13 protein-coding genes and 1 tRNA gene are annotated in these 19418 nt (G+C 72.2%); 11 read left to right on the top strand and 3 right to left on the bottom strand.

Translation table 11 applies throughout. From position 1 onward, the window contains the following. The first annotated feature begins 29 nt into the window (after nucleotides 1-29). Entirely contained in the window at nucleotides 30-1466 is a 1437-nt protein-coding gene (pyk, locus tag AB0I29_RS03675) for a pyruvate kinase (RefSeq protein WP_285102345.1), read from the top strand. A gap of 160 nt (nucleotides 1467-1626) precedes the next feature. After that, entirely contained in the window at nucleotides 1627-3303 is a 1677-nt protein-coding gene (locus AB0I29_RS03680) for a RyR domain-containing protein (protein ID WP_285102344.1), read from the top strand. A gap of 6 nt (nucleotides 3304-3309) precedes the next feature. On the opposite strand, the gene AB0I29_RS03685 is transcribed toward AB0I29_RS03680, so the two are convergent. Then, nucleotides 3310-3396, bottom strand: a tRNA-Leu gene (locus AB0I29_RS03685). An 81-nt stretch (nucleotides 3397-3477) separates the two neighbouring features. On the opposite strand from AB0I29_RS03685, the gene AB0I29_RS03690 reads away from it, so the two are divergent. Both AB0I29_RS03690 and AB0I29_RS03695 read left to right on the top strand, forming a co-directional pair. Next, complete coding sequence (locus AB0I29_RS03690; protein ID WP_285102343.1) at nucleotides 3478-4140, top strand: response regulator; 663 nt, start codon at nucleotides 3478-3480, stop codon at nucleotides 4138-4140. A 147-nt stretch (nucleotides 4141-4287) separates the two neighbouring features. Further along, nucleotides 4288-4944 (top strand): GNAT family N-acetyltransferase, encoded by a 657-nt coding sequence (locus tag AB0I29_RS03695; protein WP_285102342.1) that lies wholly within the window; start codon nucleotides 4288-4290, stop codon nucleotides 4942-4944. Nucleotides 4945-4965: 21 nt separating this feature from the next. Here AB0I29_RS03695 and AB0I29_RS03700 read toward each other — a convergent pair whose 3' ends face one another. Next, nucleotides 4966-5349 carry a hotdog fold thioesterase gene (locus tag AB0I29_RS03700; protein ID WP_357478965.1) on the bottom strand — a complete coding sequence of 128 codons (384 nt, stop codon included), beginning with the start codon at nucleotides 5347-5349 and terminating at the stop codon, nucleotides 4966-4968. A gap of 91 nt (nucleotides 5350-5440) precedes the next feature. On the opposite strand from AB0I29_RS03700, the gene polA reads away from it, so the two are divergent. Next, a complete protein-coding gene (gene polA / locus AB0I29_RS03705; RefSeq protein WP_357478218.1) occupies nucleotides 5441-8179 on the top strand; it encodes a DNA polymerase I in 2739 nt (912 codons plus the stop codon). 6 nt (nucleotides 8180-8185) lie between these two features. Here polA and AB0I29_RS03710 read toward each other — a convergent pair whose 3' ends face one another. Continuing rightward, nucleotides 8186-8986: a class I SAM-dependent methyltransferase gene (locus AB0I29_RS03710; protein WP_285102340.1), complete on the bottom strand. Its 801-nt coding sequence runs from the start codon at nucleotides 8984-8986 to the stop codon at nucleotides 8186-8188. A 216-nt stretch (nucleotides 8987-9202) separates the two neighbouring features. Here AB0I29_RS03710 and AB0I29_RS03715 point away from each other — a divergent pair, with 216 nt between their 5' ends. From AB0I29_RS03715 to AB0I29_RS03740, 6 genes are all read left to right on the top strand, one after another. Continuing rightward, the gene (locus tag AB0I29_RS03715; RefSeq protein ID WP_285102339.1) at nucleotides 9203-10849 is read left to right on the top strand and encodes an ABC transporter substrate-binding protein; all 1647 of its coding nucleotides are present in this window, start codon (nucleotides 9203-9205) and stop codon (nucleotides 10847-10849) included. 123 nt (nucleotides 10850-10972) lie between these two features. Continuing rightward, nucleotides 10973-11980: an ABC transporter permease gene (locus AB0I29_RS03720; protein ID WP_285102338.1), complete on the top strand. Its 1008-nt coding sequence runs from the start codon at nucleotides 10973-10975 to the stop codon at nucleotides 11978-11980. A gap of 56 nt (nucleotides 11981-12036) precedes the next feature. Next, nucleotides 12037-12939 (top strand): ABC transporter permease, encoded by a 903-nt coding sequence (locus AB0I29_RS03725; RefSeq protein ID WP_357478967.1) that lies wholly within the window; start codon nucleotides 12037-12039, stop codon nucleotides 12937-12939. Further along, nucleotides 12936-14702 (top strand): ABC transporter ATP-binding protein, encoded by a 1767-nt coding sequence (locus AB0I29_RS03730; RefSeq protein WP_357478223.1) that lies wholly within the window; start codon nucleotides 12936-12938, stop codon nucleotides 14700-14702. Before AB0I29_RS03725 ends, AB0I29_RS03730 begins: the two co-directional genes overlap by 4 nt. A gap of 193 nt (nucleotides 14703-14895) precedes the next feature. After that, the gene (rpsA, locus tag AB0I29_RS03735; RefSeq protein WP_285102336.1) at nucleotides 14896-16371 is read left to right on the top strand and encodes a 30S ribosomal protein S1; all 1476 of its coding nucleotides are present in this window, start codon (nucleotides 14896-14898) and stop codon (nucleotides 16369-16371) included. A gap of 237 nt (nucleotides 16372-16608) precedes the next feature. Continuing rightward, nucleotides 16609-19398: a tetratricopeptide repeat protein gene (locus tag AB0I29_RS03740; RefSeq protein WP_357478227.1), complete on the top strand. Its 2790-nt coding sequence runs from the start codon at nucleotides 16609-16611 to the stop codon at nucleotides 19396-19398. Nucleotides 19399-19418: the final 20 nt, after the last annotated feature.

The raw sequence follows: 19418 nt of genomic DNA on the forward strand, positions 1-19418 counted from the left end.
GAGGCGCCCACCATGCCTAGGCTGGAGACATGCGCAGAGCCAAGATCGTGTGCACCATCGGACCCGCCACGGAGAGCCCGGAAAAACTCCGGGAGCTCGTTGACGCCGGCATGAACGTGGCGCGGATCAACCGCAGCCACGGCGAGCAGGAGGCTCATGCGGCGGTTTACCGCAACGTGCGAGAGGCCGCGAAGGCGGCAGGAAAGTCGGTCGCCGTACTGGTCGACCTGCAGGGACCCAAGATCCGGCTCGGCCGGTTCGCGGGAGACGAAAAGCATTTCTTGAACAAGGGCGACACGTTCACCATCACGACCGAGGACATCCTCGGCAACCGTGAGATCGTCTCGACCACCCACAAGGGTCTGGCCCAGGACGCCCAGGTGGGCGACCCGCTGCTGATCGACGACGGCAAGGTGCGCGTGCGCGTCACCGCCGTCGACGGCCCGCGCGTCGTCACCGAGGTCGAGGTCCCCGGACCGGTCTCGAACAACAAGGGCATCAACCTGCCCGGCGTCGCCGTGTCCGTGCCGGCCCTGTCCGACAAGGACGAGTCGGACCTGCGCTGGGCGCTCCAGCTCGGTGCCGACTTCATCGCGCTGTCGTTCGTGCGGTCCGCCAAGGACTACGAGGACGTCCGCCGCGTGATGGAGGAGGAGGGCCGCACGGTCCCCGTCATCGCCAAGATCGAGAAGCCGCAGGCCGTGGAGAACCTCGCCGAGGTCATCGCGGCGTTCGACGGCGTCATGGTGGCGCGTGGTGACCTCGCGGTCGAGATGCCGCTGGAGCAGGTGCCGCTCGTGCAGAAGCGCATCGTCGAGATGGCGCGGCGCAACGCCAAGCCGGTCATCGTCGCCACGCAGGTGCTCGAGTCGATGACCACCTCGCCCACGCCGACGCGCGCCGAGGCGTCCGACTGCGCCAACGCGGTGCTCGACGGCGCCGACGCGGTCATGCTCTCGGGCGAGACCTCGGTGGGCGACTACCCGATCATCACGGTGCAGACCATGGCCCGGATCATCGAGGCCACGGAGGAGGCGGGCCGGGAGCGCATCGCGCCGCTCGGCTCCACGCCGCACACCCGCGGTGGCGCCATCACGCGCGCCGCCGCCGAGATCGGCGAGACGCTCGGGGTCAAGTACCTCGTCACGTTCACGCAGTCGGGCGACTCCGCGCGCCGGATGTCCCGCCTGCGCTCGTCCATCCCGCTGCTCGCGTTCACCCCGGAGCAGGACGTCGCGAACACCCTCGCCCTGACGTGGGGTACCTCCGAGTACCTCGTGCCCAAGGTCGACACGGTCGACGCCATGGTCGCCCAGGTGGACCTGACCCTGCAGGACCAGGGCCTGGCCGAGAAGGGCGACACGGTCGTGGTGGTCTCGGGTGCGCCGGTCGGCGTGCCGGGTACGACCAACTCGATCCTGGTGCACCGCATCGGCTCGCACACGGACGGCCGCAGCAAGGGCTGACGTCACACGTAGAACGACGAGAACCACGACGCCGAGTCAGCGTCCTGGTCCGACCGCTCCCGGGTGTCACCCGGCAAGAGGCGGACCAGGACGCTGACTCGGCGTCGTCGTTCTCACTCCCGCGGTTCAAGTTGGGGGAGATGTCGCTATTGTTCCGGGCGTGAACCGCGCCTCCTTCCCCTGGTCCCGCATCGGCTTCGCCGCCCTCGTCGTGGTCTCGCTCGGCCTCGGCTGCTGGGGCCTGATCCTCGACACCACGCACGTGCCGGGCCGCACCTGGTACGACGTCGTCTACCACGACCTGCAGCTCTTCGTGATGGGCGCCGACCCCGCGAGCGACGGCGGCCCGCTGTCCTGGCAGCTCCAGGTCGCGCGGTTCCTCGCCCCCGGCACCGCCGTCTACGCCCTGTTCGAGGCGGCGCGCGCCCTGTTCACCGGCGAGATCCGCCGGTTCAGGGAGCGGCGCGCCCGCGGCCACGCGATCGTCGTCGGGGAGACCGACGCCGCCGACACCGTCACCGCCGCGCTGGAGGCGGCCGGGCACCGGGTGCTGCGCACCCCGGACGCCGCGGGCCTGCCCGGCGTCGGCCTGACCGGCGCGACCGTCCTGTACGCCTGCGGCGACGACACCACCGACGCGACCGCGAACGTGCTCACCGTCGCCGAGGCGGAGGCAGCGGTCCGCCGCGCCGGCGGCGGCCCCGAGCGGCTGTATGCCCACGTCAGCGACCCCGACCTCGGTGTGGCGCTGCAGGCGCGGCACCTGAGCTGCGCCGAGCCCGGCGTGGACTTCTTCACGCTGGACGTGATCGCCGCGCAGGCCCTCGCCGTCCGCGAGGTGCGGCGCATCCTGGACGCCCCGGGCGGTCCGGCTCTCGTGACCCACCTGGTGGTGGTCGGCTCGGGCGAGTTCGCCAAGGCCCTCGTGGTGGGGCTGGCCCGGGAGTGGGAGCTCGCGGGGGACGGGCTGCGGCTGGTCGTGGACCTGACGGCGGACGACGCCGACCACGTGGCCGGCGAGCTGCGGGCGCGCTGGTCGCCCGTGGCCCAGCGGATCGAGCTGCGGGCGGTGCCGGTGCTCGGCACGGGCGGCGCCGCCCCGGACACCGTGTACGTGTGCCACGCGTCGGACGGGGTGTCCCTGCGGGTCGCGCTGACGGCAACTCGGCTGTGGCACGGCGGCCCCGGGTCGCTCGTGCTCCTGCTCGACGGCCTGGCGGGCCTGACGGGCGCGTTCGGCACCGAGGCGTCGCGCGTGCTCGACAACCTGGACGGCCGGCTGCGGACCGTGACCACGCGCGACCTGCTCGCCGACGTCGAGCGCGCCGAGGCCCGGGCGCACGCCGACATGTACGAGCGCATCGCGCGCTCCGTGCACCACGTGTACCTGCGCAACCAGCTCGAGCGCGGCGTCGGCTGGGGCGAGGTCCCCGCGATGGTGCGCTGGGAGGACCTGCCGGACGACCTGCGGGCGTCCAACCGCGGCTGGGTGGTCGGGCTGCCCGCGCGCCTGTCGCGGATGGGCGCGACGATCGCGCCGCGCGACGGCGCCCCGGACGTCGTGTTCGACGGCGCCGAGCTCGACCGGCTCGCCGAGGCCGAGCACGAGCTGTGGGAGTCCGTGCGGGTCGCCCAGGGCTGGCGCAGCGGCCCGGTGCGGGACGACGCCGCCCGGGTGCACCCGATGATCGGCGTGCCGTGGTCGGAGCTGCCCGAGTCGAACCGGGAGAAGGATCGCGACGTGGTGCGGCTGCTGCCCGAGATCCTGGCGGAGTTCGGGCTGGAGGTCGTGCGGTACGAGGTGGCCCGGACGCCGGAGCTCGTCCACGGGCACTGAGCCTGCTGGTGCCGGGTGTGGGACTCGAACCCACACGCCCTCGCGGGCAGCGCTTTTTGAGAGCGCCGCGTCTGCCTGTTCCGCCAACCCGGCCTGCCAGGACACGAACTATGTCCCGGCGCACATCGAACCACACCGCCGGGCTGGGTCCCAAGCCCAGGTGCGCAACGTAGGATGTCCTTCGTGACCGACGAGAACACCGAGAAGCTTTCCCTGGATCTGCCCCCGCTGGTCGACGCCGAGCCCGAGGCAGCTCCCGCCAACCCCTCCCGTCGCGCCGTCGTGGCGGAGGACGAGGCACTCATCCGCATGGACGTGGTGGAGACCCTGCGCGAGGCGGGTTTCGACGTCGTGGGTGAGGCGGGTGACGGCGAGACGGCCGTCAACCTGGCCATCGAGCTCAAGCCCGACGTCGTCGTGATGGACGTCAAGATGCCCGAGCTGGACGGTATCTCCGCCGCCGAGCGCATCGGCAAGGCCCACGCCGCACCCGTGGTGCTGCTCACGGCGTTCTCGCAGACGGAGCTCGTCGAGCGCGCGCGTGACGCCGGCGCCATGGCCTACGTGGTCAAGCCGTTCACCCCGGCCGACCTGTTGCCTGCCGTGGAGATCGCGATCTCGCGGTACTCGCAGATCGGCGCGCTGGAGGCCGAGGTCGCCGACCTGACCGAGCGCTTCGAGACCCGCAAGCGCGTGGACCGCGCCAAGGGCCTGCTCATGACCAAGATGGGCCTGTCGGAGCCGGAGTCGTTCCGCTGGATCCAGAAGACGTCGATGGACCGCCGCCTCACGATGCGCGAGGTCGCCGACGCCGTCATCGAGCAGGTCGGGGCCTGAGCGAGCGGTGGAACGCACGATCCGGACCCGTCGTCCCGGAGCGGGTGAAATTCAGGACTGCCTGTTTTCTGCCCGCCCGGTCGGGACTAGTGTCTGCGCGGAGCCGGACGTGACGTCCGGGCCTCGGACACCCGGGAGGAGATGAGCGTGCGCACCGTGCTGGACATCCACCTCGCGCGCGAGGCCGACCTGCCCGCCGTCGCGGCGCTGGCCGCCACCGCGCGCGACGACTCGCCCACCGGGGCCCAGCTCGGCGCCCAGGAGGCCGACCGGCTGCTGGAGCATCTCAGCGTGCTGCTGGCGGCGGGCGGCCACGTGCTGGTCGCGGAGCAGGACGGCCAGGTCGTCGGTGTCGTCCTCGGCCGGGTCGTGGCGGCGTACCTCTTCGCGGAGAGCGCCAGCCTCTACCTGGACATGCTGTTCGTCGCGCCGCAGGCCCGCCGCCACGGTGTGGGGCACGCGCTGCTGCGCGCCGCCGCCGACCTCGCGGCCGAGCACGAGTGCCACGACATCTACTCCGCGCCCGTGCCCGGCAACCGGGGCGTCCAGCGCTTTCTCGCCCGGCTCGGGTTCGCCCCGGCCGCGGGGCACCGCGTGGCGTCCGTCGCCGCGCTGCAGCGCCGTCTCGCCGCCGAGGCCACGGCTCGCGACGGCGCGCACGGCCGGCGGTTCGCCCGCGGCGGCATCGAGGACCTCATCGCCCGCCGCCGTCGTGCCCGCTCCGTCATGGAGTCCGGGCCCATCGACATGCGCGCGGTGGGTGGCGGCGCACCGTCGCGCCGCCACCCGGCGAAGGCCGGCTGAGCCAGCCCGGCCCGGGCGCACTCACCCGAGGATCATGCAGGTGAGGCGTGCCGTGCACACCCGCTTGCCGGCGTCGTCGGTGATCACGATCTCGTAGGACGCCGTCGACCGGCCCAGGTGGATCGCCGTCGCCGTCCCCGTGACGTAGCCCTCGCGCGCGCCCCGGTGGTGCGTGGCGCTCACCTCGATGCCCACCGTCTTCTTGCCCGGTCCGGCGTGCGCCTGCGCGGCGAGCGAGCCGAGGGTCTCGGCGAGCACCACGGAGGCACCCCCGTGCAGCAGGCCCGCGGGCTGGGTGTTGCCCTTCACCGGGATGCGCCCGACGGCGCGGTCCGGGGCGAGCTCCAGGAGCTCCATCTCCATGCGCTCGAACAGCGTGCCCGCGCTGTCCGCACCGGCGTACATGCCCTTCCAGTCGATCTCGGTGCCGGAGCCGGTGCCGGAACCGGCGTCGGAACCCGCGTCGGAGGGCGTCGCGGAAGCGCTCGTGTCAGTCATGCGAGCTATGTTGTCAGGCGTGACCTCCACCGCGCCAAGCCGTACTCCGGGTACGCCGTCCTCAGGCCGCCCCCGTCTCCTGCTGATCGACGGCCATTCCATGGCCTATCGGGCGTTCTACGCGCTGCCCGACACCCTCGCGACCAGCTCAGGACAGATCACCAACGCCGTCTACGGCTTCACGTCGATGCTGACGAACCTGCTCCGCGACGAGCAGCCCACCCACATGGCGGTGGCGTTCGACGCGGGCCGGGTCACGTTCCGCACGGAGCGCTTCCCCGACTACAAGGGCACACGCGACGCCACGCCGGACGCGTTCAAGGGACAGGTGCCCCTGATCAAGGAGGTGCTCGACACCCTCCGGATCAGCTCGATCGAGCTCGCCGGCATCGAGGCCGACGACATCCTGGCGACCCTGTCCACGCAGGCCAGGGCCGCGGGCATGGAGGTGCTGGTCTGCTCGGGCGACCGCGACACGCTGCAGCTCGTCAACGGCGACGTCACCGTCCTGTACCCCAAGAAGGGCGTGTCCGAGCTGGCCCGGATGGACCCCGAGGCGGTCGAGGCGAAGTACGGCGTGCCGCCCGAGCGCTACCCGGACCTCGCGGCGCTCGTGGGCGAGACCAGCGACAACCTGCCGGGCGTACCCGGCGTCGGGCCCAAGACCGCCGCCAAGTGGATCACCGCGCACGGCGGCCTCGCCGCGCTGCTGGACGCCGCCGACGAGGTCAAGGGCAAGGCGGGGGAGAACCTGCGCGCGCACCTCGACCAGGTGCGGGTCAACCGCGAGCTGAACGCCCTGCTGACCGACGTCGAGCTGCCGCTCGCCGTGACCGACCTCGCCCTGGAGGGCTTCGACCGCGAGGCCGTGCACCTCGTCTCCGACACGCTGCAGTTCGGCCAGCTCCGCGACCGCCTGCTCGCCGTCGACCCCGCGGGCGCGGCCGAGGAGGAGGCGCCCGCCGGCGCGTCCGTCGAGCTCGACCTGGCCGACGTCGACCCGGGCGCCCTCGGCGCCTGGCTCGCCGCCCGCACCGGGCGCGTGGGCGTCGAGGTGTCCGGCAAGACCACGCCCGGCGGCGGCGACGCCTGGGCCGTCGCCGTGGCGCAGCCCGGCGGCGAGGCCGCCTACCTCGACCTCACGCAGCTCGGGCCCGACGACGAGAAGGCACTCGCGGCCTGGCTCGCCGACGCCGACGCGCCCAAGGTGCTGCACGGGGCGAAGGCCGCGGCGCACATGCTCGCGGCGCGCGGCATGGAGCTTGACGGCGTCGTGTTCGACACCGAGCTCGCGGCCTACCTCTGCTATCCCGACCAGCGTGGCTACGACCTGGGTGACCTTGCCGTACGGCACCTGGGCCGGGAGCTCAAGGTCGTCGAGCCCGAGGGCGCGCAGGGCGCGCTGGACCTGTCGCTGGAGGGCGACACCGAGGGCCAGGCGGAGGCGGTGCGCGCCCAGGGCGTCGCCGACCTCGCGACCGCCCTGGAGGGCGAGCTCGCCGACCGCGGGGCCACGCACCTGCTGGACGACGTCGAGCTGCCGTTGTCGGGGGTGCTCGCCCGGATGGAGCGCATCGGCATCGCGGCGGACACCGAGTACCTGACGGGCCTGGAGAAGCAGTTCGCCCAGGGGGTGGCCGACGCCGCGGCCGACGCCTACGCCGTGATCGACCGCGAGGTGAACCTCGGCAGCCCCAAGCAGCTGCAGGAGGTCCTGTTCGACCAGCTCGGCATGCCCAAGACCAAGAAGATCAAGACCGGTTACACCACCGACGCGGCGAGCCTGCAGGACCTGTTCGTCAAGACGGAGCACCCGTTCCTGGCGCACCTGCTGGCGCACCGCGATGTCTCCCGCCTCCGGGTCACGGTCGAGGGGCTGCTCAAGTCCGTGGCCCCGGACGGGCGGATCCACACGACGTTCCAGCAGACGATCGCCGCCACGGGCCGCCTGAGCTCGACGGACCCGAACCTGCAGAACATCCCGATCCGCACCGAGGCGGGCCGGCAGATCCGCCGGGCGTTCCGGGTGGGCGAGGGCTACGAGTCCCTGCTGACGGCCGACTACAGCCAGATCGAGATGCGGATCATGGCGCACCTGTCGGGCGACGAGGGCCTGATCGCGGCGTTCAACTCGGGGGAGGACCTGCACCGCTACGTGGGCTCGCGCGTGTTCGAGGTCGACCCCGGCGACGTGACCCCCGAGATGCGCTCCAAGATCAAGGCCATGTCGTACGGCCTGGCCTACGGCCTGAGCGCGTTCGGCCTGTCGCAGCAGCTGAACATCGCCACGAGCGAGGCGCAGACGCTGATGGACGACTACTTCGAGCGGTTCGGCGGCGTGCGGGACTACCTGTCCGGCGTGGTCGAGGAGGCCCGCGCGACGGGCTACACCGCCACGATCCTCGGCCGGCGCCGCTACCTGCCCGACCTGACGAGCGACAACCGGCAGCGCCGGCAGATGGCGGAGCGCATGGCGCTCAACGCGCCCATCCAGGGCAGCGCGGCCGACATCATCAAGCTCGCGATGCTCCGCGTGCAGCGCGCGCTCGACGAGCGCGGTCTCGCCTCACGCCTGCTGCTGCAGGTGCACGACGAGCTCGTGCTCGAGGTGTCGCCCGGGGAGCGGGACGTGGCCGAGGAGGTGCTGCGCACCGAGATGGGCGCGGCGTTCGAGCTCAACGTGCCGCTGGACGTCTCGGTCGGCACGGGCGCCACCTGGCACGAGGCGGGCCACTAGCGGGCTCTACGGGCGGGTCGTCACGAAGACCGCCGTGCCCGGGAGGTAGCGGCCGCGCTCCGGGCCCCAGCCGCCCCAGACCTGGTCGTTCCAGTCCGGCCACTCCGGCTCGACCAGGTCGACCAGGCGCAGCCCGGCGGCGACCACGTCACGCACGTGGTCGCCGACGGTGCGGTGGTACTCCGCGTACACGACCCGCCCGGCGGCGTCGGCCTCCACGTAGGGGCGGCGGTCGAAGTACGACCGGTTCGCCGTGAGGCCGTGCAGGCTCGGGTCGTCCGGGAACGCCCAGCGCAGGGGGTGGGTCACCGAGAACACCCAGCGGCCACCGGGGCGCAGCACTCGGGCCGCCTCGCGGTGCACCCGGACGGGGTCGGGCACGAAGGGCAGAGCGCCGAACGACGTGAAGACGACGTCGAACGAGCCGTCCGCGAACGGCAGCGCCCGCGCGTCGGCCTGCACCCGCGGCACGACGACGCCGGTCGCGGCGTCGAGCCGCACCGCCCCCGCGAGCATCCCCGCCGAGAAGTCGGTGGCGACCGCCCGCGCGCCGCGGGACGCGAGCCAGCGCGAGCAGTGCGCGGCCCCGGCCCCGACCTCCAGCACGTCCCGCCCGGCGACGTCGCCCAGCAGGCCCGCCTCCGCCTCGGTCAGGCCCTCCGGGCCCCAGCGGAACCCGGCGTCGCCGAGGAAGTCGCGGTGCTCGTCGAGGTACTCACCCGCGTTGGCGTCCCACCAGCTCCGGGCGACGCCGCGGTCGTCGGGCAGGTCGCGGTAGCCGAAGGACACCGGCTCGTCAGAGGTCACGGTGCCATCATCCCCGTTCGGCGCGCGCCCGCACGCACCGGTGAAGCCCGGGCCAACTACCACATTCATAGCGGTAACAAAAGGGTCACGATTGGATTGCGAGTGCCGTAGCGAAATACGGAAGCAACGAAAGGGCTCCTAAGGTCAGGCGCAAACGTCTGCGCGTCGTCGTGCCCGAACCCGGGCCTGCCGATGCGCTCGAGGAAGGAGAGTGCCATGCGTCGACGCGCTACGCGCCTTGCGGGCGGCGTCACCCTGGTGACCGCGGCCGCAGTCGCGCTGAGTGGTTGTGTCGCGAGCGAGCGGGATGGCGAGGGCAGCGGCGAGGCCAGCGGCAAGGACACGTTCGTGTTCGCCGCCTCTGCCGACCCGGGCTCGCTCGACCCGGCCTTCGCCAGTGACGGCGAGTCGTTCCGGGTCGCGCGCCAGATCTTCGAGGGCCTCGTCGGGGTCGAGCCGGGTACGGCCGACCCCGCACCGCTGCTGGCCGAGAGCTGGGACATCAGCGAGGACGGCCTCGAGTACACCTTCCACCTGAAGGAAGGTGTCAAGTTCCACGACGACACGGACTTCGACGCCGAGGCCGTGTGCTTCAACTTCGACCGGTGGGCCAACTGGACCGGCCTGGCCGCGTCCGAGTCGCTGTCCTACTACTACACGCACGTGTTCGGCGGGCAGGGCGAGAACGGCAAGTACGACTCGTGCGAGGCGTCCGACGCCGCGACCGCTGTCGTGACGCTGAAGAGCCCGCTGCCCGAGCTGATCCCGGCACTGTCGCTGCCGTCGTTCTCCATGCAGTCGCCCACGGCGCTGGAGGAGTTCGGTGCCGACGAGGTCGGTGGCGCCGAGGACGCACCCGAGCTCTCCGAGTACGCGACCGGTCACCCGGTGGGCACCGGCCCGTACACGTTCGGTGAGTGGAAGGCCGGCGAGTCGATCACGCTCAGCGCGTTCGACGACTACTGGGGCGAGTTCGGTGACGTCAAGAACATCGTCTTCACCGTGATCGCCGAGGGCACCGCGCGCCGCCAGGCGCTCGAGGCCGGCGACATCGACGGCTACGACCTGGTCGCCCCGGCCGACGTCGACGCCCTCAAGGGTGCCGGCTACCAGGTCCTGAACCGTGACCCGTTCAACATCCTGTACCTGGGCATGAACCAGAAGCAGAAGCCGCTGGACGACCCGCTGGTGCGTCAGGCGATCGCCCACGCGATCGACAAGGAGGCGCTGGTCGCCGCCGCGCTCCCCGAGGGCACCGAGGTCGCCACGCAGTTCGTCCCCTCGATCGTCTCGGGCTACAGCGACGACGTCGCCACGTACGAGTTCGACCAGGAGAAGGCCAAGGAGCTCCTCAAGGAGGCCGGGCAGGAGAACCTCGAGATCGAGTTCAACTACCCGACCGACGTCTCGCGTCCGTACATGCCGGACGCCGCGGCGATCTACGAGGCCATCTCGGCCGACCTCGAGGAGGTCGGCATCACGGTGACGGCGACCCCGGAGCCGTGGAGCCCCACCTACCTCGACACCATCCAGGGCAGCGACAAGCACGGGCTGCACCTGCTGGGCTGGACGGGTGACTACAACGACACCTACAACTTCATCGGCACCTTCTTCGGCGCCGAGTCGGCGGAGTGGGGCTTCAACGACGAGGCGCTCTTCAAGAGCCTCGGCGATGCCCGCTACGCCCCGATCGACGAGCAGGAGGACCTCTACAAGGCCGCGAACGAGGCCGTGATGGAGTTCCTGCCCGGCGTGCCGCTGGCCAGCCCCGTGCCCTCGCTCGCGTTCACCGAGCAGGTCCAGGGCTACCCGGTCTCGCCGGTGCAGGACGAGGTCTACAACGTCATCACGTTCACGGAGTGACCAGAACCTGATGACATACCTAGGGCGCATCACGCCTTAGGGTGAATTGCTCAGGTCGGGGCGCGGCGCCTGCCGCGCCCCGACCGCTGTCCGTGCCATTCGAGGAACTTCACGAGGATAGGTATGCTCCGCCTCATCGTGCAGCGGCTGCTGCTCCTGATACCGCTGCTGCTAGGGCTGTCGGTGCTGTTGTTCGCGTGGGTCCGGGCGCTGCCCGGCGGCCCCGCCACCGCCCTGCTGGGAGAGCGGGCCACGCCCGAGGCCGTCGCTCGGATCAACACCCTGTACGGGTTCGACCAGCCGGTACACGTCCAGTACTTCAAGTACCTGTCCCGGCTGCTGCAGGGAGACTTCGGCGTCTCCACCCGGACCGGCCGTCCGGTGCTCGACGAGTTCCTGACGCGGTTCCCGGCGACGATCGAGCTGACGGTCGTGGCCCTGATCATCGCGATCGGCATCGGCATCCCGCTGGGCTACGTCGCTGCCCGTCGCGCCGGCTCGTTCCTCGACCACTCGTCGGTGGTCGTGTCGCTGATCGGCGTCACGGTGCCGGTGTTCTTCCTCGCCTTCATCCTGAAGTACGTCTTCGCCGTGGAGCTGGGCTGGTTCCCCTCCACGGGCAGGCAGGACCCCACGATGATCGCGACGCACCCGACGAACTTCTACGTGCTGGACGGCCTGCTCACGGGTGAGTGGGACGCGGCGTGGGACGCGCTGGTGCACCTGATCCTGCCGGGCATCGCGCTCGGCACCATCCCGCTCGCGATCGTGGCCCGCATGACGCGCGCCGCCGTGTCCGAGGTGCAGAACGCCGACTACGTCCGCACCGCCCGCGCCAAGGGGATCAAGTCCGCCCGGCTGCGCGGGGACCACATCGTGCGCAACTCGATGCTGCCGGTCCTGACGACCATCGGCCTGCAGGTCGGCCTGCTGCTCTCGGGTGCGGTGCTGACCGAGACGGTGTTCGCGTTCAGCGGCATCGGCTCGTTCCTCGCCGAGGCCGTCTTCAACGCCGACTACCCGGTCATGCAGGGCTTCGTCCTGATGATCGCGATCGTGTACGCCCTCGTGAACCTGCTCGTCGACGTGTCGTACGGGCTGATCGACCCCCGGCTGAGGAGGCAGCAGTGAGCGCCAACGAGCTTCCTGTGACCGACGGCGCGGCCGCCGCGCCGCTCCACCAGAGCATCCACGGCGACGGCCCCGGCGGCGCCGACCACGCCGGCGAGGGCGTCTGGGCGCGTGCCTGGCGCACGCTGCGCAAGAACCCCGTCGCGATCGCGGGCTTCGTCATCGTCGCGGTCTTCGTCCTGGTGGCGATCCTCGCGCCGGTGCTTGCCCCGTACGGACCCGACGAGCTGCCGGGCCGCGCCGAGGTGCGGCCCACCATGATCCCCGGGCCGTCGGCCGAGTACCCGCTCGGCCTGGACCGCTACGGCGGTGACGTGCTGAGCAAGCTGATCTGGGGCGCGCAGGCCTCGCTCCTGGTCGGCGTGCTGTCCACGCTGTTCGGCCTCGTCGGCGGCATGCTCCTGGGCCTGCTCGCCGGCTGGTTCGGCAAGTGGGTCGACTTCGGCGCGATGCGCCTGGTGGACCTCATGCTGTCGGTGCCCTCTCTGCTCCTGGCGGTGTCGATCGCGGCGATCGCCGGCCAGTCCTCGATGTCGGTGATCATCGCCATCGGTGTGGTGCAGATCCCGATCTTCGCCCGCCTGCTGCGCGGCTCGATGCTCGCGCAGCGTGGTCAGGACTATGTGCTGGCCGCCTCCGCGCTGGGCCTCAGCCGGCGTTCGGTGACCATGAGCCACGTGCTGCCCAACAGCGTCGGCCCGGTCATCGTGCAGGCGACGCTGACCCTGGCCACGGCAGTGATCGAGGCCGCGGCGCTCTCCTTCCTGGGGCTGGGCGGCGGCGAGCCGTCCACCGCGGAGTGGGGACGCATGCTGACGGCCGCGCAGCAGGAGCTCGCGGTCGCCCCGCGCCTGGCGATCCTGCCCGGTATCTGCATCGCCATCACGGCCCTCGGCTTCACCCTCGTGGGCGAGAGCCTGCGCGAGGCCCTCGACCCCCGGAACAGGACCCGACGATGACCGACATCGCTGACAACACGGCCGACGCCCCGGTGGACGCCCCGGTGGACGCTCCCGTGGACGCCCCCGCCGAGGACGTCGTGCTGCGGGTCGAGAACCTGAGCGTCGACTTCCGGACCGAGGGCGGCCCCGCCCGCGCCGTGGCGAACGCCGACCTGACCGTCCGGCGCGGCCAGACCGTCGCGATCGTGGGGGAGTCCGGCTCGGGCAAGACCACGCTCGCCATGGCGGTGCTGGGCCTGCTGGCCAGCAACGGCTCCGTGGCCGAGGGCCACATCTGGTTCAAGGACGAGGACCTGGGCCACATCAGCGCGCAGCGCATGGCGCAGCTGCGGGGCACCGAGCTCGGCCTGGTGCCGCAGGACCCGATGACCAACCTCAACCCGATCCTGCGGATCGGGCAGCAGATCGACGAGGGCCTGATCGACAACGGCCTGCGGACGCGCCGCGACGCGCGCGCCCGCACCGTCGAGCTGCTCGACGAGGTGGGCCTGCCCGACGCCGCCCGCCGCGCGGGCCAGTACCCGCACGAGTTCTCCGGCGGCATGCGCCAGCGGGCGCTCATCGCCATGGGCCTGTCGGGCCGTCCGGCCCTGCTCGTCGCCGACGAGCCGACATCGGCCCTCGACGTGACCGTGCAGCGCGGCATCCTGGACCAGCTCTCCGGCCTGACCGAGGAGCTCGGCACCGCGGTGCTGCTCATCACGCACGACCTCGGCCTCGCGGCCGAGCGTGCCGACATCGTGGTGGTCATGTACCACGGCGAGATCGTGGAGCAGGGCCCGGCCCGCCAGGTCCTCACGTCGCCGCAGCACGACTACACCAAGCGCCTCATGGCGGCGGCCCCGTCGCTCGCCTCGCGCCGCATCGAGATCGCGCGGGAGCGCGGCCTGGAGGACGTGCTGGACGACGCGCTCCTCGCCCCCGGCGAGGAGGCGGTCGCCGACGGCGCGGCCGAGGCCGACGTGCTCGTCTCCGTCAAGGACGTGAGCAAGGTCTTCACGATCCGCGGCGGCGGCCTGCTGTCCCGCAGCAAGGACTTCACCGCCGTCGACGGCGTGAGCTTCGACATCCCGCGCGGCTCCACCGTGGCCGTGGTGGGGGAGTCCGGCTCGGGCAAGTCGACCCTGGCCCGGATGATCCTCGACATCGAGAAGCCCACCACGGGTTCCATCACGTTCGACGGCGGGCTCGTGGGCGCCGGGAAGCACAAGGAGCAGATCGCCTACCGGCGCCGGGTGCAGCCCGTGTTCCAGGACCCGTACTCCTCGCTGGACCCGCTCTACTCGGTGTTCCGGGCGATCGAGGAGCCGCTGCGCGCGCACGACTACGGCGACGCCGCGGCTCGCCACGCCCGCGTGGAGGAGCTCGCCGAGCAGGTGGCGCTCAGCAAGGGCCAGCTGCGGCGGTTCCCCTCCGAGCTGTCCGGCGGCCAGCGGCAGCGAGTGGCGATCGCCCGCGCGCTGGCGCTGTCGCCCGAGCTCGTGGTGTGCGACGAGGCGGTCTCGGCGCTCGACGTCGTGGTCCAGGCCCAGATCCTGCAGCTGCTCGCCGGCCTGCAGGAGGAGCTGGGGCTGACCTACCTCTTCATCACGCACGACCTCGCCGTCGTGCGGCAGATCGCGGACCGCGTGCTCGTCATGCAGCAGGGTCGCGTGGTCGAGGAGGGCACCGTCGACGCGGTCTTCGACTCGCCGGCCACCGACTACACCCGGGCGCTGCTGGACGCCATCCCGGGCAAGGATCTGGAGCTCGCGCTCTGAGCGTCGGGGACCGGATCCGTGCGGCTCGCGCCACCCTGGCTCGCGTTGACCAGGGTGCTGCCGCGCCACTAGGATGACTGGCGGTGCCGTGCGCCTTCCGGCGACCTACCGGCACCTCACGAGCACCGCACAAGCAGAGCTCAAACAGACCCTGTCCGTACTACGCCATGTCCGCATCGGAGCATCGAACTCAATGACCATCTCCACCCCTGCGAAGTCCGCACCCCAGGTTGCCGTCAACGACATCGGCACCGAGGAGGACTTCCTTGCTGCCATCGACGCCACCATCAAGTACTTCAACGATGGTGACATCGTCGAAGGCACGATCGTCAAGGTGGACCGTGACGAGGTCCTTCTCGACATCGGCTACAAGACCGAGGGTGTCATCCCGTCCCGGGAGCTCTCGATCAAGCACGACGTCGACCCTGGCGAGGTTGTCGCCGTCGGCGACGCCGTCGAGGCCCTGGTCCTCCAGAAGGAGGACAAGGAAGGCCGTCTGATCCTGTCCAAGAAGCGCGCACAGTACGAGCGCGCCTGGGGCACGATCGAGAAGATCAAGGAGGAGGACGGCGTCGTCACCGGCACCGTCATCGAGGTCGTCAAGGGTGGCCTCATCCTCGACATCGGCCTGCGCGGCTTCCTCCCCGCCTCCCTCGTGGAGATGCGTCGTGTCCGCGACCTCCAGCCGTACGTCGGCAAGGAGATCGAGGCCAAGATCATCGAGCTCGACAAGAACCGCAACAACGTCGTGCTCTCGCGCCGTGCCTGGCTCGAGCAGACGCAGTCCGAGGTTCGCTCGACCTTCCTGCAGACCCTGCAGAAGGGCCAGGTGCGCCCGGGTGTCGTCTCCTCGATCGTCAACTTCGGTGCGTTCGTGGACCTCGGCGGCGTCGACGGTCTGGTGCACGTCTCCGAGCTGTCCTGGAAGCACATCGACCACCCGTCGGAGGTCGTCGAGGTGGGCCAGGAGGTCACCGTCGAGGTGCTCGACGTCGACTTCGACCGCGAGCGTGTCTCCCTGTCGCTGAAGGCGACGCAGGAGGACCCGTGGCAGACCTTCGCCCGTACGCACGCCATCGGTCAGGTCGTGCCGGGTAAGGTCACCAAGCTGGTTCCGTTCGGTGCGTTCGTGCGCGTCGAGGACGGCATCGAGGGCCTGGTCCACATCTCGGAGCTGGCCGTGCGCCACGTCGAGCTGCCGGAGCAGGTCGTCACCGTCGGTGCCGAGGTGTTCGTCAAGGTCATCGACATCGACCTGGAGCGTCGCCGCATCTCGCTGTCGCTCAAGCAGGCCAACGAGGGTGTGGACCCGGAGTCCGAGGACTTCGACCCCGCGCTGTACGGCATGGCCGCCGAGTACGACGAGGCCGGGAACTACAAGTACCCGGAGGGCTTCGACCCGGAGACCAACGAGTGGCTCGAGGGCTTCGAGACCCAGCGCGAGTCGTGGGAGGCGGAGTACGCCAAGGCGCACGAGCGCTGGACCGCGCACCGCAAGCAGGTCGCCGAGGCGCTCACCGCGGACACCGAGGCGTCGTCCGAGGCCCCGGCCGCTCCGGCCGGTGGCGGCAGCACCAGCTACTCCTCGGCTCCGGTCGAGGAGGCCGGTGGCACGCTGGCTTCGGACGAGGCGCTCGCCGCGCTTCGCGAGAAGCTCACGGGCAACTGACCTGAGCTGATCACCGACGGCCCGTCGCCCCTCCGGGGGCGGCGGGCCGTCGCTGTGTCCCGGGGCACACGTTTCGGGGGCACAGGAGGGGCACGCTCTTTTCGGGATGCGGTGGCCTGGGCCGGCGCCGACCCCCGTCCAGCGCTGTCACCTGCGACGACGCCGCCTGAGGCAGCGCCGCGGAGTATCACAGGGTGCGCTGGTCAGGAACGCGGGAGTGCTGTTGGATGGCTGCTCATGAGCCGACCCGGACCCGACGAGGTGCGGAGCCCGGTGGTGCGCGAGACGAGCGCGGCGGCCCTCCTCGCTCCCGAGCGGGAGGTCGTGCCGTTCACGGGCCGCGGGCGGGAGCTCGCCGACCTGCGCGCCTGGGTGCGGTCCCGGGAACCCGTCGCGCTCCGTCTGATGTGCGGGCTCGGCGGCGTCGGCAAGACCCGCCTGGCGCTCGAGCTCGGCCGGCGGATGCGCCGCACGGGCTGGACCGTGGTCCACGTACCGCCCGGCGAGGAAGTGGCGGCGGTGGCCGCGGTCGCCGCGGCGCGCCGGGTCCTGCTGGTGGTGGACGACGCCGGGCACCGCCTCGACCTGCCCGCGATGCTCGACGCGGTCGCGGATAACCGGATCCGCGGCCGGCTGCGCGTCCTGTGCACCGCCCGCACCGGCGGCCAGTGGTGGCGGCGGCAGCGGTGGACCAGCACGCTGTGGGCGGGGCGCACGCCGTCGGTCACGCAGATGGCGCTGGCGCCGGCGCTCGACCGGACGGTGGAGGTGGGGCCGGACCCCGCGCTCGGCCTGGAGGTGGACCGCTCGGAGGACGACCGCGTGCTGCTGGGCACGGCGGTGACGCGCTTCGCGCGGGCGCTGGACCGGCCGGTGCCCGAGGTCTCGTTCGAGCTCACGCCGGACCACCGGCCGCGCGCCCTCGACCTGCAGGCGGCCGCGCTGGCGGCGGTGCTGGCGCCACAGGATCCGGACGCCGGCGAGCAACCGCCGGTGGTCGTCGACCCGGCCCGCGGGCTCGAGGCCGTGCTGGAGCACGAGCGGGCCGGATGGGCGGCGTCGGCCGCGGCGGCCGGGCTCGTCGCGGGACCGGGCGGGACGGCCGAGGCTGCCCTGGCCACCACCCTGCTGGTGGGGGACACCTCGGAAGCAGGCGTGCGCGCCGCCCTGCGGCGCGCGAACGTGGAGCCGGACGACGGGCGGACGGCGGAGGCCGTCGCCTGGGTCCGCGCGCACGTCCCCGCAGTCCCGCGCCTGGCGGAGCTGCTCGTCTCCCGCGTGCTGGCGGAGCAGGAGCGGCTGATCGAGGCGTGCACGCGCGACCTCGAGCGGCAGGAGGCTTTCGGCGTGCTGGCGTTCGCCACGGCGATGAGCCTGGACCGGCCGGCGACGGGCCGGGACGTCCCCGGGGAGCTGATCGCGGCGGCGGCGTCCGCCCTGCCGGACGAGGGGCCGGCGGACCTGGCCGGCCTCATGCGGGTGACGCGCCGGCTGCCGCGCTCGTCGGGCCCGCTGGCGGTGCCCGTGCTGGACCGCCTCACGCACCGGGTCGCCGAGCTCGCGCGGGTGGTGGGCGACGACGCCACGCAGGGCGAGGCTCTGACCGACCTCGGCGTGGTGCTCGTCGCCGAGGGCGAGCCGGCCGCCGCGGTGCCCGTGCTGCAGGAGGCGGTGGGGCTGTGGCGCGGCCTCGCCCGGACGGACGAGCAGCGCTACCGCCCGCCGCTGTGCACCGCGCTGAACAACCTCGGCATGGGCTACTGGGCGGTGGGCCGGCACGCCGACGCGCTCACCGCCCAGGAGGAGGTCATCACCCTGTGCGCCGGGCTCGGGCCGGGGGACGCCCCGTGGGCCGACGCGGAGCACGCGCGGGCCCTGCAGAACGCCGGCGTGTCCTACACGGAGCTGGGCCGGACCGGCGAGATCGAGGCTACGCAGCGCGCGTCGCTGGACATCTACCGCCGGCTCGCCGAGGGCGACCCCGTGCAGTACGAGCCCCGTGTCGCCGCCGTGCTGGGCAACTTCGAGGCCCTCACGGAGAGCGGCCGTCCCGAGGACGCCCTGCCCGCGAACGCGGAGGCCGTGGCGATCCGGCGGCGGCTGGCCGCGGCCCGGCCCGAGCACCTGGGGGAGCTGGCGTGGTCGCTCGGCCAGCTCGGCACCACCCTGGAGGCGCTCGGGCGATACGAGGAGGCGGGCTCCGTGCTGGTCGAGGCGCTCCAGATCCAGCGGCGCCTCGCGGAGGAGAACGCGCGGGGCACGCGCGCGGACCTGTCCGGCGCGCTGTCCGCGCTCGGCGCCCTGTACTCGACCACGGGCCGCGCCGACGAGTCGCTCCGGCTGGAGCGGGAGGCGCTGGAGATCCGGCGCGAGCTCGCCCGTGAGCACCCCGCGCGGTACCTGCACTACCTGGCGCACTCGCTGTCCAACCTGGGCGTCACCTACGCCCGGCGCGGCCGGTACGACGAGGCCGTGCTGCTCGAGGAGGAGGCCGTGGGCATCCGCCGGGGTCTCGCGCGCCGGAACGCCCGGTCGCTGAAGTACCTCGCGCAGTCGCTGTCCAACCTGGGCGTGCGGTACGCCGACCTGGGCCGGTTCGAGGAGGCGCTGCGGCCCACGCAGGAGGCGGTGGACATGCTGCGCCGGCTCGTGCTGGACGAGCCGGAGAAGTACCGCACCGGCCTCGCGGAGGCGCTGGCGAACCTGGGGGCCACGCTGCTCGACCTGGACAAGCCGACCGAGGCGCTGCGGCCCATGCGCGAGGCGGTCGCGATGCGGCGCCAGCTCGCCGTGGAGAACCCCGACAAGCACCGGCCGGACCTGGCGCTCACGCTCTCCAACCTCGCCAGTGCGCTGAGCGCCGCGGGGGACAACGTGGCGGCCCTCGGCCTCGCGCGGGAGGCGGTGGAGATGCGCCGCCGGCTCGCCGCGGACCTGCCGGAGCGCTACCGGGCCGAGCTGGACCGGTCCCGTGCCGTCCTCGCGCGGGTCGAGGCGGCGATCCGGAACCCGACGACGGTCCGGTAGGCGGGTCCGTCCCGTGCCGC

Origin of the sequence: Promicromonospora sp. NPDC050262 (assembly GCF_040655935.1) — a bacterium.
Taxonomy (GTDB): Bacteria; Actinomycetota; Actinomycetes; order Actinomycetales; family Cellulomonadaceae; genus Promicromonospora.

What these genes read in the sequence shown, in the direction of transcription:
- AB0I29_RS03730 (WP_357478223.1), top strand. Translation starts at nt 12,936, where the DNA reads ATGACCGACATCGCTGACAACACGGCCGACGCCCCGGTGGACGCCCCG.
- AB0I29_RS03715 (WP_285102339.1), top strand. Translation starts at nt 9,203, where the DNA reads ATGCGTCGACGCGCTACGCGCCTTGCGGGCGGCGTCACCCTGGTGACC.
- polA (WP_357478218.1), top strand. Translation starts at nt 5,441, where the DNA reads ATGCGAGCTATGTTGTCAGGCGTGACCTCCACCGCGCCAAGCCGTACT.
- pyk (WP_285102345.1), top strand. Translation starts at nt 30, where the DNA reads ATGCGCAGAGCCAAGATCGTGTGCACCATCGGACCCGCCACGGAGAGC.
- AB0I29_RS03720 (WP_285102338.1), top strand. Translation starts at nt 10,973, where the DNA reads ATGCTCCGCCTCATCGTGCAGCGGCTGCTGCTCCTGATACCGCTGCTG.
- AB0I29_RS03690 (WP_285102343.1), top strand. Translation starts at nt 3,478, where the DNA reads ATGTCCTTCGTGACCGACGAGAACACCGAGAAGCTTTCCCTGGATCTG.
- AB0I29_RS03740 (WP_357478227.1), top strand. Translation starts at nt 16,609, where the DNA reads ATGAGCCGACCCGGACCCGACGAGGTGCGGAGCCCGGTGGTGCGCGAG.
- rpsA (WP_285102336.1), top strand. Translation starts at nt 14,896, where the DNA reads ATGACCATCTCCACCCCTGCGAAGTCCGCACCCCAGGTTGCCGTCAAC.
- AB0I29_RS03700 (WP_357478965.1), bottom strand. Translation starts at nt 5,349, where the DNA reads ATGTACGCCGGTGCGGACAGCGCGGGCACGCTGTTCGAGCGCATGGAG.